This is a genomic window from Vreelandella neptunia (assembly GCF_022489065.1).
Lineage (GTDB): Bacteria > Pseudomonadota > Gammaproteobacteria > Pseudomonadales > Halomonadaceae > Vreelandella > Vreelandella neptunia_A.
In genome coordinates this window covers 40,172-52,861 of record NZ_JAKVTW010000001.1, presented here as the reverse complement: position 1 = coordinate 52,861, position 12,690 = coordinate 40,172, and the positions used below count along the sequence as shown (strand labels likewise).

Genomic DNA, 12,690 nt, shown 5'->3' with positions numbered 1-12,690 from the left:
CTAACCACATTACTTCATTGACGTTAAGGACTCGCCATGTCGTCGGCTGATGCGCTGCGCTTGATACTGCTCTCTTCTCTGTGGGGCCTGTCGTTTATCTTTATGCGCGTAGCGGCACCCGAGTTTGGCGCAGTGCCGTTAGTACTGGTGCGCATGGGGATCGGCGCACTGCTGCTCATGCCACTGTTGATCAGCCTGCACTACCTGCGACTCATCTGGCAGCATAAGGGCCCGCTGCTATTTTTAGGCATCGTCAATCACGTGCTACCTTTTTCATTATTAGCACTTGCCACCACGCGCCTTGAAGCGGGACTTACCTCGCTGATTAATGCCACCACGCCGATTTTCACTGCGCTGATTGGTGCGCTATTCTTCGCTACCGCCATACAGCGCCAGCAGTACTTAGGCCTCGCCCTAGCACTTCTGGGTGTTTACGTGCTCTCTGCGGATCGGCTCGACTTTGCCCTGGGCGGCGACGGTTGGTTTATTTTGGCCGTTTTAGGTGCCACATTCTGCTACGGCATTGCGGGCAATTACTCCAAAACTCGCCTGGGTCACCTGCCTACACGTGTGCTGGCCGCAGGCAGTAGCGCTATGTCAGCGTTGGTGCTACTGATCCCCGGCATTCTGCTTTGGCCAAGCGATCCTATCAGCCCACTGGCGTGGGGAAATGCTTTGGCGCTTGCATCACTCAGCACTACGCTGGCGTTCCTGCTCTACTTTGGCTTACTCGCCAGCGCCGGGGCCACGGCAACCTCAACGGTGACATTCCTGGTGCCGGTAAGCGCGCTGATATGGGGATACCTGCTGCTCGGCGAGACACTGAATCTTCAGATTATCGCTGGCATGGTCATTACCTTAATCGGCACGGCAATTGCCACCAAACTACTTCGTATCAAACGTCGCGAGGCGCCGCCGCCAGTCTATCCCCCACACGAATAGTGCAGCCTGAGCCTTCTAGCAGTGTGGCGTTTTGGCCAAAATGGGCGCCTTTCAAGGTGGGCTGAGTATTGAGTTCAATCAGGGTTTTTAGTGGTTCTGCCGGGGCTGGGACTGCCGCAGTATGCTGATCGATAGCGGTAATTTTACAGCGCTTGCAGGGCTTGCGCAGCGCTAGCTGAAAAGCGCAGCTCTGCTCGGAGAGAGTGGTCCAGCTGTCTTCTGCCCAGGCTTCGCTGCTCTCCACAACGATGTTGGGCCGAAAGCGGTTCATGGGGATAGGTGTTTGCCCGCGCGCGACTAACGCTTGGTTTAAAGCGTCTAACGAGCCTGTAGTGGTAATTAAAAACGGATAGCCATCGGCGAAATGGGTATGCGCTGTCCCACCATCCAGAAAATCCTCTTCGACTGCCCGGGTAAACTCAGTGGCGAAGCGCACCAAGCTAAGTCCTTGGGCCTGATCGCCCAGCGCGGCAACCAGCCAGCGCGAAACGTCTTCGCTTTCGGGCAGGGCTTTACAGTGGTCGTTCCACACGCTGACCAAACGCAGATTCCCTTCAGGCGCGGCCAGCGGTACGCTCAGCGGCTCAACGTTGGGGTGTGAAAGCACTAAGTGTTCGTCGGTGAGGGCAACCTCAATGGTAGCCAGCGCTGGCAGCTGTCGCTGGGTAACAAAGCGCTGCTGGGCGTCCACCAGCATCCAACGGCGATCCCACTCGAGCCCGTGCTCTTGCAGCACGCTTTGGTCAACGCTAATGCCTTTTAGCGACTTAACGGGGTAGATGGTGAGGTGAGTAATCTGCACGGCGGCCTCGCGACAAGTAAAAAGGCTACTTTAGCCACTCATTATGGCGATCGCTACTCGAAAGCGTGGTTTATAAAACATGGTTTATAAAACGTAGCCTATAGCGTCATGCCTGTTTCGATACGGTAGCCTAAATCCAACACTTTCTGCGTCAGTGGCACACCTCGAATTCGCGCTAACAGCTCCCCTGCTGCCACTTCGCCAATGGCCTGACGCGGGGTCACCACGCTGGCAAGACGTGGCGTCATCACATGTCCCACATCGTGACCATGAAAGCCCGCCAAGGCCATCCGTTTGGGCACGGAAATGCCACGTCGCTGACACTCGAAATAGGCCCCGACGGCCACGTCATCGTTGGTACAGAACAGGCCATCTGCCTCTGGATAGTCAGCAATCACCTGTTGCAACAGCGCTGCTCCCACGCTGTAAGAAGAGCGCTGCGTGCTTTGCAGGGTGACGGGCGTTAAACCGCGCTCTTCCATAGCGCGACGGTAGCCCAATTCCCGCTGTCGGGTACGTTCATCCAAACGCACCGCCAGGTAGATCACTTGGCGTCGGCCGCGGCGGATCATCTCACTCACCATGTCATAGGCGGCTTGAATGTTGTCATAGCCCACCGCCTGCTGCAGCGGCGGGCGGTGGGTGTCCATGATTTCTATGATCGGGATGCCGGCGGTTTCCAGCATACGCAGGCTACGCTGGGTATGATCACGGTCACAAAGAATCACCCCGTCAACGTTATAGGAGAGCAGCGAAGCTAAACTGCGCTCTTCAAGTTCGGGGCTATAGCCATAGTGAGAGAGCATGAGATGGTAGCCCGCGGGTTCCGTGAGCGTCTCGATGCCAACAATCACATCGGCAAATACTTGGTTGGTCAGCGACGGCATCAGCACACCGATCGAGTGGCTGGTGGCTCGGGAAAGCAGGTCGGGCGCGCGGTTGGGAATATAGCCAATCTGTTCGGCAGTAGAGAAAATGCGCTCGCGAAGACCTTCCGAAACCGTTTCGGGATCACGCAGGCAGCGGCTGACCGTCATTTTGGTAGCCCCTACGTGGTCGGCGATGTCTTGTAGGGTGGGGCGTTTTTTCTTCAAAAGGATGGCAGCCTTAGGCAACGGTGGCGCATTGAGGCCAACCCGATACACTCGGGCGGCCACAATACCAATCTCGCTTAGCTTAGTGTCCGACTGGGTGGCGACAGCGTGGCAGCAAATTGAGTAACGATTTGCATAGGCGACAAGGCAATGGAGGCGTTAAACGCCTCCTCTTCACCGGGAGGTTCCAAATCGGCCAATTGACTGGCCAACATGGTATCGCCCTTAAAGAAATGCCCTGCCCGGGTTTCTAAGCGTTGCAGCAGTAGCTCTTGCGTACCCTCTAAATAGAGAATCTGTAGCGCTGGGTCACCCTGACGCAGGCGATCGCGGTAGCGTTTTTTCAGCCCTGAGCAGGCAATCACCAGCGATACATCCTTGGCCCGATACTCAGCGAATAGCGCCGCCAGCGTATCGAGCCACTCGCTCCGATCATCGTCATTCAGCGGTGTGCCGCTGGCCATTTTGGCGACATTGGCGGGCGAATGGTAATCGTCGCCGTCAATAAATGTCGCCCCTAGGGTTTGCGCCAACTGGCAGCCAATGTGCGACTTCCCGCAGCCAGACACACCCATCACCAAAATACGATGCGAGAGGGTCTTCACAGAAGCTCTCCTATTCATTACCAAGTACCTTAGTTGCCGCGCACGGCGGTAAGATCAGGCAGCCAAGTCACGATGCCCGGGAAGGCAATCAGAATCACCAGCACGACCAATAGTGCTGCATAGTAAGGCAGCATGGCTTTGACCAAGGACTCCATAGAGACTTTACCCACACCGCAACCGACGTAAAGGCAGGTACCTACCGGCGGGGTTAGCAGTCCGATGCCCAATACAAACGCCATGAGTACGCCGAAGTAAGCCGCATCAACGCCCACCGAGGTGACGATAGGCGCTAGCATCGGCGCCATGATGACCATCGCTGGCGTTAAGTCCATTACAAAACCCACCAGCAGCAGCAACGTTGCCACGATGAGCAGTAATAGGAAGGGGTCTTGGGTAATCGCCTGCACTTGGCTCACCAAAGTTTGCGGCACCATATTGATGGTCAGGAACCAGGCAATCACCGTGGCGAATGCCAGCAGCATCATCACCATGCCGGTCAAACGAGCAGTACGAATCAGCATACCGCCGAGCTCTTTGATCTTAAACTCACGGTAAACCACTAGCGAAATAGCCAGCGCATAAAGCAGTGCCGCTACGGCCGCTTCGGTCGCGGTAAATACACCGCCAATAATACCGCCAATCACGATGACCGGGAGTACCAGCGCAAGCCAAGCATCTTTGAAAGCTTTCCAGAGGCGATCCCAGCGGAATTTCTGCACACCGCCGCCATCTTTTTTGGCAAGAATATAGGTGGTCACCATCAGCGCAAAGCCAATCAACAGACCCGGAATGATACCGGCGATAAACAGGCGGCTAATCGAGGTTTCAGTGACGATGCCGTAGAGAATCAGCGGGATGGAAGGCGGAATAATGATCCCGATCACCGAGGACACGGTATTGATCGCGGTAGCATTAGCCGCGGTGTAGCCCTGCTCTTTCATGGAGGGAATCATCATCGCGCCGGTAGCGGCCGTATCGGCCACCGCTGAGCCACTGATGCCACCAAAGAACATCGAGCCGGTAATGGCAACCTGCCCTAGCCCACCGCGCATAAAGCCGACCATAGCGCCAGCCAACTCCATCAAGCGACGAGCGATACCGCCATTGCTCATCACCTCTCCCACTAAAATAAAGAACGGGATAGCGAGCAGCGGGAAGCTGTTAACCCCGCGAATTGACTGCTCAATCATGATCGACAGCGGAATATCAGAAAGCACCGCCATCACCAGCGCCGCCACGCCTAGGCCAAAGGCAATAGGCAACCCAATAACGATAGAGGCCAATAAAATAGCCAGAAAAATCCATAGCATGATTAGCGCTCCCGCTCAGGGTGACGAATAACGTTCAGGCTGACCCACATCCGCCAAACCGCTACCACCGCAATAAAGATGACGCACAGCACCAGCGATAGGCTAATAAAGCTCAGCGGCACGTCCAGAATCGCCGAGCGCCCACTAGAGCGTGCCAGCACTTGGTAGCCACCCCAGATCATGACCGCCATCAAGCCGGTGATAATCAGGTGCTGCAATAGATAAAGCATATGCGCTAAGCGCAGTGGCAAACGACGCACCAATGCGTCAACGGCAATGTGCTCGTATCGGGCAAACGCGGCGGCAGCGCCGATAAATACCAGCCATACAAACAGCATACGCGCTAGTTCATCCGCCCAGGGCAGCGAATAATTGAACAGCGCGCGCCCCACCACGTTACAAGAAACAGATGCAATCAGCGCCACCAAAATAGCGCCGATCAGATACTCCATGCCCAAGGTCAGCCAGCGGAACAGCGCCGGGCCTTGGCGAGTATCGGTATCGATTTCTAATTGCTTGCGGTTGGGGTCGTCCAGATACACCGATGGATCTTCAATCGGTATTGGCTTATTGGGGGGTGTAGAGGAGAGTGACATAGGAGCTCCAGGGGCACTGACACATCGGGCAGGCTCGATGCCTGCCCGACGGTGCGCTAAACGTAAGGTTTAGTTGCTGCTCTCTTCAACGATCTTCTGAATGTCCGCGATCAGGTCTTCACCAATACGCGGCGCCCACTCTTCATAAACCGGCTGAGTGGCTTCTTGGAAAGCGGCTAACTGCTCATCGTCCAAGCGGGTAATTTCCATACCACGCTCTGCTAGCTGTTCGCGTGACCAATCATCGTACTCAGCGGACAGCTGAATTTCATAGTCAGCGGACTGACGAGCGGCTTCCTGCACCAGCTCTTGATACTCAGGAGCCATGCGATCCCAAGTACGCTCGGAAAGCATCATGATAAAGGGAGTATAGACGTGGCGTGTTTCAGTGCCATAGTCCTGCACTTCGTTGAAGTTAGAGGTCAGGATGGTGCTCCAAGGATTTTCCTGGCCATCTACAACGCCCTGCTCCATGGCAGAGAACAACTCACCAAAGGCCATCGGCGTTGGGTTTGCGCCCAGGGCCTCCCAAATAGCCAAGTGTACCGGGTTTTCCATAGTACGAACGCTCAAACCGCGCACATCAAGACCTGCAACGTCTTCAGGACTGGTCACCGGGCGAGCACTGTTAGAGAGCTGACGATAGCCATTCTCAGAGAAGGCGAGTGCTTTCAGGCCGGTGCCTTCAAAGGCGTCCAGCATGCCTTGAGCTACATCGCTCTGCATGACGGCGACAGCGGCTTCACGGCTCGGTAACAGAAAAGGTAGATCGAACGCAGCCAGTTCTTCAACATAACCGGTGGTCGCTGAGCTAGACGGATACGTCATATCCAGTGTGCCGGTTTGGAGCATTTCCAACATCTGAACGTCGTCACCTAACTGGCTGTTAGGAAAAACATTGACGGTGATACGGCCATCGGTGCGCTGCTCCAGAATCTCACCAAAATATTGGCTAGAAAGGAACTGCGGTGAGCTTTCTGCAAGGCCGATACCCATGCGTAGGGTATGCGAACCGTGGTCACCCACTACCTCACCTTCTATTTCAGGCGGATCAGAGAGTTCAGGACTCTGGGCGTGGGCCATACCAAACGTCAGGGTGGTCGCCCCAACCAGGGTTAGCGTACAGCGCCAAATAGCGGTCATAGCGTTTCTCCAATTACTCGTTGTTGTTGAGATCGAGCTGTTAATAACGATGTGTCGATGACTCGTTTAATGAGCGGCAACTTGTTACCGGTAACATTGATTAAGCGCAGGCTAGCCACCTGCCAGAGGCGTGTCAAAACAAAACTGCCAACTTACGACCAACGTCTAGGGATAGCCACTTACCTGCTTCGCGCGCTACATTACCCAACATATTTCGGATCGGAACTCTTACTTGTGCAACCATCCTGTAGCGAATTAGAACTTGATCATCAGCTCTGCTTTGCGCTCTATTCAACTTCGTTAATGATGACCAAGGTGTATAAACCTCTGCTCAAAGAGTTGGGGCTTACTTACCCGCAATACCTCGCCATGCTTGTTTTATGGCAAAACGATGGTATTACCGTTGGCACCATGAGTAAGCGCCTACTCACTGATCCTGGTTCGCTTACGCCGCTGCTTAAGCGCCTGGAAGCCGACCAGTTGTTGAATCGCAAACGCAGTCATCATGATGAGCGTGTCGTAGAGCTTTACCTTACCGATAAAGGTAGGGAGCTGCGTGAACAGGCTTACCACATCCCTAGCTGCGTGGTGCATGCCAGCGAGCAATCGATAGAAGCGTTGACCACGCTGAAAGAAGACCTGGTGCGCCTGCGCGATAGCTTACAAAAAAGTCAGTAGCCCTTCGCTTTTCAAGAGGGGCGTTTAAATTAACCTGCTATTTATATTGCGCGCAAAATAAAGCTGCGCTAAATTAAAATCGTAGGTTGATAATTAATAACGCTGACAGGAGATACACAATGGCTACCACTACGATCGAGAAAGTTGTTTATCGCGCCCATGCTACCGCTACGGGTGGCCGTGAAGGCCATGCAAAATCATCCGACGGTGCATTGGATGTAAAACTCAGCACGCCGAAAGAGTTGGGCGGCGCTGGTGGTGATGGCACGAATCCCGAACAGCTATTCGCTGCTGGCTACTCGGCCTGCTTCCTAGGTGCACTAAAGCACGTCGCTAGTCAGGAAAAAGTAAAGCTACCCCAAGACACCAAAATTGATGGGCATGTCGGTATCGGCGCCATTCCTACTGGCTTTGGGATCGAAGTAGAGCTAAAAATCAGCCTGCCCGGCCTTGAGCAAGACGTAGCTCAGCAGTTGGTCGATAAAGCTCACATCGTATGCCCCTATTCCAACGCCACCCGTGGCAACATCAATGTCACTCTGACATTGGTCTAAGCATCGTTACTTTGTTTTAGTCATCATTTAGTGCCCACGCCACCGCTCTCTGCACATGCAGGGCAGTGGTGTCATAAAGCGGCACCGTGGTATCTTGCTGGCTTACCAGCATAGCAATTTCAGTACAGCCTAGAATCACCGCCTGAGCGCCTTGTGCATAAAGTGAATCGATAATGGCTAGATAGCGTTGGCGGGAGACATCTTCTATACGGCCTTGGCAGAGCTCGTCAAAGATTACCTGATGAATAGTGTCGCGCTCAGATTGCTTTGGCACCACGACCTTGATGCCGAACTGCTCTTCTAGCCGGCCGATATAGAAGTCTTGCTCCATGGTAAAGCGCGTGCCTAGCAGGCCCACCCGATTAATTCCGTCGGCTTGCAGTTGTAAAGCAGTGGCATCGGCAATATGCAGCAGAGGAATGGTAATCGCCTGTTCTATCGCGGGCGCTACTTTGTGCATGGTATTTGTGGCAATCAACAAACAGTCAGCACCTGCACGTTCGACTCCTTGAGCAGCGCTGGCGAGTAGCTCGCCTGCCGCGTCCCAATCACCCCGCTGCTGCATGGCTTCTATCTCTGCAAAATCGACACTGAGCATTACGATCTTGGCCGAGTGAAAGCCGCCTAGCGCCGCTTTAACGCCCTCGTTCAAGGCCCGGTAATAGCTTAGGCTCGACTCCCAGCTCATGCCGCCCAGCACGCCAATGACACGCATCCATCACCTCCCAGAGAACTTGGACTATTTTATTAACAGGCTAATCACCAGCCTACCCTTGTAGCGGCTTTTCATCACCCCCATAACTTTAGGATAGTCGCACTAAGAAGATGTTCATCCCTGTACCCAGCGGTTACCGATAACCGGTTAATAGCGAGGAAATAATGAGCGATAACACCTATACCCCCCCGAGCGTTTGGAAATGGGAACCTGGCAATGGCGGTAAATTTGCCAACATCAATCGCCCCATTGCAGGTCCTACTCATGACAAAGCCCTGCCCGTGGGCAAACACCCTCTCCAGCTCTACTCTTTAGCCACGCCCAACGGTGTCAAAGTCACCGTGATGCTTGAGGAGCTGCTAGAGAAAGGCATAGCAGAGGCCGAGTACGACGCATACCTGATAAACATTGGCGAAGGCGATCAGTTCGGCAGCGGGTTTGTAGACGTGAACCCCAACTCTAAAATTCCCGCGCTAATGGATCACTCCACCACGCCACCCCAGCGGGTGTTTGAGTCTGGCGCTATCCTGCTCTATTTGGCTGAGAAATTTAATGCCTTCTTGCCCACAGACCCAGCGAAACGGACCGAGTGCCTCTCGTGGCTATTCTGGCAAATGGGCAGCGCACCAATGCTAGGCGGCGGCTTTGGCCACTTTTACGCCTACGCGCCAGAAAAGTATCAGTACCCGATTGACCGCTACACCATGGAAGTGAAACGTCAGTTGGACGTGCTTGACCGCCACTTGGCAAATAATCGCTTTATGGCGGGCGATGAGTACACCATTGCCGATATGGCGATTCACCCATGGTACGGCGCACTGGTGAAAAACCGCGTTTACGAAGCGGCGGAGTTTTTGGAGGCACACACCTACAAGAACGTTCTACGCTGGACCGAAGAGATCGATGAGCGCCCCGCCGTTAAACGTGGTCGCATGGTTAACCGCTCCTTTGGTGAGCCACACGAGCAGTTGCACGAGCGTCATGACGCCAGTGACTTTGAGCTTCGCACTCAGGATAAAATTGGCTAACCACAAGCAGTAGCCACAAAAAAAGGGCCTACGCTTGCTCTCAGCGTAGGCCCCATGGCTGTCAGCTTACTGACTAAAACTACTCAATCCGGGAGTTATTTAAGGCGTAATTCCATACCCGATAGAAGTAGAAAATATATCCTAGTCCAAAGGTAACCAGCGAAATCAACATCCATAGAATAATGTGGCCTATATTGCTGAACAGGTTGATATCGCAAACCATTTTGCGCTCAACGCCAGCAGGATCCACGACGGAGGTACGGTTAATAACAAAGCGAGAAAATGAATAGGGAAAGAAAAATAGCGCTATACCAAACGTGATAATGATCAATACCACCCAGACAATCAGATGGCCGATGATATCTAGAATAGAGAGGTCCGCTTTGATTTTCACAAATTGCCCTTAGTTTGCTTGGAAAGCGGCTGAGAGTATCACCGTACGTAACCAGCGGGAATGGATGGGTTAAAATAAATTAGGAAGCACTCAAGCAATAGTTACTAGTAGGCATGCTGCATTATAAGAGCATTTAACGAAAAATTTTGCGGTAACCACCTGCAGATAGCGCGGCGATATCCGCCATCACCATCGGCAGCCCGAGCTTGCCTGGGTAGGCTAGGTAGCGCGCCTGCCAAACCGGGCGAAACTTGCTTTTATAGGCACGTAACCCTTCAAAGTTATACAGTGTCTCGCCATGCTTATAGACGAAGCCCGCCACTTTTGCCCACAGCGGAGCAGTAGGCCCTTTCTCCAGCCCTGAGAGTGGAGACATTCCCAAATTGAACCACTGATAGTGATTGTCGCGTCCCCACATCATCAGGTGGATAAACAAGCTATCCATAGCACCTGTCGGCGCCGCTGAAGAGTAGCGCATAAGATCCACCGAAAGTTCCTCTCCCGCCGCCCCACTCCACACATTTGCAAAGGCCACAATGCTGCCCTCTTTTTTCAGCACGGCAACCGGAAATCGCGCGATATAGTCAGCATCAAAACAGCCTAACGAAAAATGCTTTTCACTGACCGACTTGGTGGTTAGCCAGTCATCAGAGACAACTTTCAGTTGTGCCATTGCGGTAGCTACTTGCTCGGCAGGAATAATCCGGAACGTTACGTTTTCTCGCTCTAGCTTATTAATTAATGTGCGGAAATTTTTATTGGCTTTTCCCTCAAGTGAAAAGCCGGGCAGCGCAACCCTCGCCTCCTCACCGAGCTTTATAAAGCTCATGCCCAAGTCCGCATATAAATGAAGTGTATTGGGACGCACCTGATAGAAGATCGGCATACCACCATAATCATTCGCCTGTTCGATAAACTCACGAATCAAGCCGGGAGCAACCTCCTCAGGGCCAACCGGATCGCCCATTGCAACCCAGGTACGACCATTGACGCCATACATAATAAAACCTGTCCGTGCGACATTAAACAACAGTGCTTTATCTTTTAACCAAGCTAGGTAAGGCAAGGTCTCTTTCTGGTCGTGAATGATAGCCAGCGTTTGGCTAATCTCCGCTTCACCAGGCACCTGAATGAGTTTTTGAAGGGGACGCATCAAATGCCATGCACTAAAGGCAAGCAACATGACCGCTGAACCTAACGAGGCTCGTAAAAAGCGAGGAGCATCTTGATTTAGCCCAACCTGCCACCAAAGGGCATTGGCATACTCAACGTGACGAAACGCAAACATTCCTAGCCATATCGAAGCACCCAGCGCCACTAAAATAGCGGCTATCCATTGCGGCGAGAAGCGCGTTTCAAACAGCGCCGCTTGTCGATCAAAGAAGTGTCGGGCGGGTATAAAGGCGAGTATTAAAAATACCAACAGTATGGCCTCTTCCCAGTCTGCTGCCCTTAGCAGTGACGTCGCAACACCGGCAGCCAACCCAGCCATCACCAAGTAATAGGCAACTTCGATACGCCTTGAGACTGCCTGAGCCAGTATTAACAACCCCACGCCTATCAAGCTGTTAAGAAAATGCGTGGTTTCAAACAAGCTGGTGGGTAATGTGCTTGCCAACCAGTGAAGCCTCTCATGCTCAGCTGGCGTAGCGCCTGAAAAAAGCAACACTACCCCTGCTATAAAAGTGAACAATGACAATACTTTAGGGGCTAGATGCACCGAATAATAGCTGACCGAGTGACTCAACCTGGACAGCTGCGCCTGGCGATTTTTTAGTTCGTCTCCCACCAGCGCAACTAAAGCGATAACCAATGGAATAATATAGTAAATAATTCGATAGAGAATGAGCACAGCCAGGATCTGTTCGAGGGGTAAATACGGCCCAAGCAACACAACCATTACGCTGTCGAACACACCCACGCCCCCAGGCACATGGCTTAATACACCCAGTAACTGAGCTGCCAAAAAAGCGCTAAGCAGAATGCCATAGCTGGGGCCCGTATCAGGCAATAACACATAGAGAACCGTCGCGGCCAAAAACCAGTCGACGACGGAAACAAGCAGTTGCCCACAGGCGGTAGGTAAGGTTGGTAACCGCACTGTAAAACCGCGTACCCGAATGGGGGCACGCCGAAACACCGACAACGCCAGATAGCCCACAACGATTAAACAACATAGGATACCAAGCCCTACTGCCGTGTGGTTCGCGATGCCCCCTTGAAGGAACATGCCAGGATGAAAGGCCAGGCTCCAGCCAGCCAACGCGAACAATCCCAGCCAATAGGTAGCTGAGTTGAATACGACTATACGAGATAAATCGCTCGTTGTTACTCCCCAGCGTGAATAGAAACGATGGCGTACCGCAGTACCCGACAGCAAGGTAAATCCAACGCTATTGCTGACGGCATAACTCAATATTGCTGTGGCGGCTATCCTGACTCGCCATACGGGTTTGCCAATGTGACTAAAAGCAAGCAGGTCATAACAACTTGAGACCAGAAAATTAGCGACCGTAAAAAGCAACGCCAAGCCAACATGAACTAACGTTAACTCTCTGAGTGCTTGACGAACATCATGGTAATCAATGACATGTAGCTCTTGATAGAGCACCCAGGCTGCCGCTAGCAGTAACGACACCATCACTATTATCGGCAAAAAGGTACGAACTTTACTGGGACTCATACTCATACGCTAATGGCCTCTAGCTAATCATCATTAACGCGAGTACTGAACAACCGCGTAGTTGAACCACCCATCTTTCCTTCAAGTGCACTGGCATCATCGTGCCCGCTATAGGCGTTCAAGCAAGCGGCTGCCCTTGAACCAAC

13 protein-coding genes are annotated in these 12,690 nt (G+C 52.9%); 4 read left to right on the top strand and 9 right to left on the bottom strand.

The window, feature by feature from the left end; translation table 11 throughout:
• The first annotated feature begins 36 nt into the window (after positions 1-36).
• Positions 37-942, top strand: coding sequence for a DMT family transporter (locus MLE19_RS00240; RefSeq protein ID WP_240716071.1), 906 nt, complete (start codon positions 37-39; stop codon positions 940-942).
• Here MLE19_RS00240 and MLE19_RS00235 read toward each other — a convergent pair.
• From MLE19_RS00235 to MLE19_RS00210, 6 genes are all read right to left on the bottom strand, one after another.
• Positions 896-1,744 carry an MOSC domain-containing protein gene (locus MLE19_RS00235; protein ID WP_240716070.1) on the bottom strand — a complete coding sequence of 283 codons (849 nt, stop codon included), beginning with the start codon at positions 1,742-1,744 and terminating at the stop codon, positions 896-898. The two genes, MLE19_RS00240 and MLE19_RS00235, sit on opposite strands and share 47 nt — an antisense overlap.
• A 98-nt stretch (positions 1,745-1,842) precedes the next feature.
• Entirely contained in the window at positions 1,843-2,838 is a 996-nt protein-coding gene (gntR, locus tag MLE19_RS00230; RefSeq protein ID WP_240716799.1) for a gluconate operon transcriptional repressor GntR, read from the bottom strand.
• Positions 2,839-2,915: 77 nt separating this feature from the next.
• Complete coding sequence (locus tag MLE19_RS00225; protein ID WP_240716069.1) at positions 2,916-3,443, bottom strand: gluconokinase; 528 nt, start codon at positions 3,441-3,443, stop codon at positions 2,916-2,918.
• Between the two features lie 29 nt (positions 3,444-3,472).
• Positions 3,473-4,753: a TRAP transporter large permease gene (locus MLE19_RS00220; RefSeq protein ID WP_240716068.1), complete on the bottom strand. Its 1,281-nt coding sequence runs from the start codon at positions 4,751-4,753 to the stop codon at positions 3,473-3,475.
• 2 nt (positions 4,754-4,755) lie between these two features.
• Entirely contained in the window at positions 4,756-5,349 is a 594-nt protein-coding gene (locus tag MLE19_RS00215; protein WP_240716067.1) for a TRAP transporter small permease, read from the bottom strand.
• A gap of 69 nt (positions 5,350-5,418) precedes the next feature.
• The gene (locus tag MLE19_RS00210) at positions 5,419-6,492 is read right to left on the bottom strand and encodes a TRAP transporter substrate-binding protein (protein WP_240716066.1); all 1,074 of its coding nucleotides are present in this window, start codon (positions 6,490-6,492) and stop codon (positions 5,419-5,421) included.
• A 234-nt stretch (positions 6,493-6,726) separates the two neighbouring features.
• Between MLE19_RS00210 and MLE19_RS00205 the strand changes: the two genes are divergently transcribed.
• The gene (locus MLE19_RS00205; RefSeq protein WP_240716065.1) at positions 6,727-7,170 is read left to right on the top strand and encodes a MarR family winged helix-turn-helix transcriptional regulator; all 444 of its coding nucleotides are present in this window, start codon (positions 6,727-6,729) and stop codon (positions 7,168-7,170) included.
• 119 nt (positions 7,171-7,289) lie between these two features.
• On the top strand, positions 7,290-7,724 hold the full coding sequence (locus MLE19_RS00200; RefSeq protein WP_240716064.1) for an organic hydroperoxide resistance protein: 435 nt from the start codon (positions 7,290-7,292) through the stop codon (positions 7,722-7,724).
• A 16-nt stretch (positions 7,725-7,740) separates the two neighbouring features.
• Here MLE19_RS00200 and MLE19_RS00195 read toward each other — a convergent pair whose 3' ends face one another.
• Positions 7,741-8,439 carry an aspartate/glutamate racemase family protein gene (locus tag MLE19_RS00195; protein WP_240716063.1) on the bottom strand — a complete coding sequence of 233 codons (699 nt, stop codon included), beginning with the start codon at positions 8,437-8,439 and terminating at the stop codon, positions 7,741-7,743.
• A 164-nt stretch (positions 8,440-8,603) separates the two neighbouring features.
• Between MLE19_RS00195 and yghU the strand changes: the two genes are divergently transcribed.
• Positions 8,604-9,467: a glutathione-dependent disulfide-bond oxidoreductase gene (yghU, locus tag MLE19_RS00190; protein ID WP_240716062.1), complete on the top strand. Its 864-nt coding sequence runs from the start codon at positions 8,604-8,606 to the stop codon at positions 9,465-9,467.
• A 79-nt stretch (positions 9,468-9,546) separates the two neighbouring features.
• Here yghU and MLE19_RS00185 read toward each other — a convergent pair whose 3' ends face one another.
• Both MLE19_RS00185 and mprF read right to left on the bottom strand, forming a co-directional pair.
• Positions 9,547-9,861 (bottom strand): DUF6693 family protein, encoded by a 315-nt coding sequence (locus tag MLE19_RS00185; RefSeq protein ID WP_240716061.1) that lies wholly within the window; start codon positions 9,859-9,861, stop codon positions 9,547-9,549.
• Positions 9,862-9,994: 133 nt separating this feature from the next.
• Entirely contained in the window at positions 9,995-12,544 is a 2,550-nt protein-coding gene (gene mprF / locus MLE19_RS00180) for a bifunctional lysylphosphatidylglycerol flippase/synthetase MprF (protein ID WP_240716060.1), read from the bottom strand.
• Between the last annotated feature and the right edge of the window lie 146 nt (positions 12,545-12,690).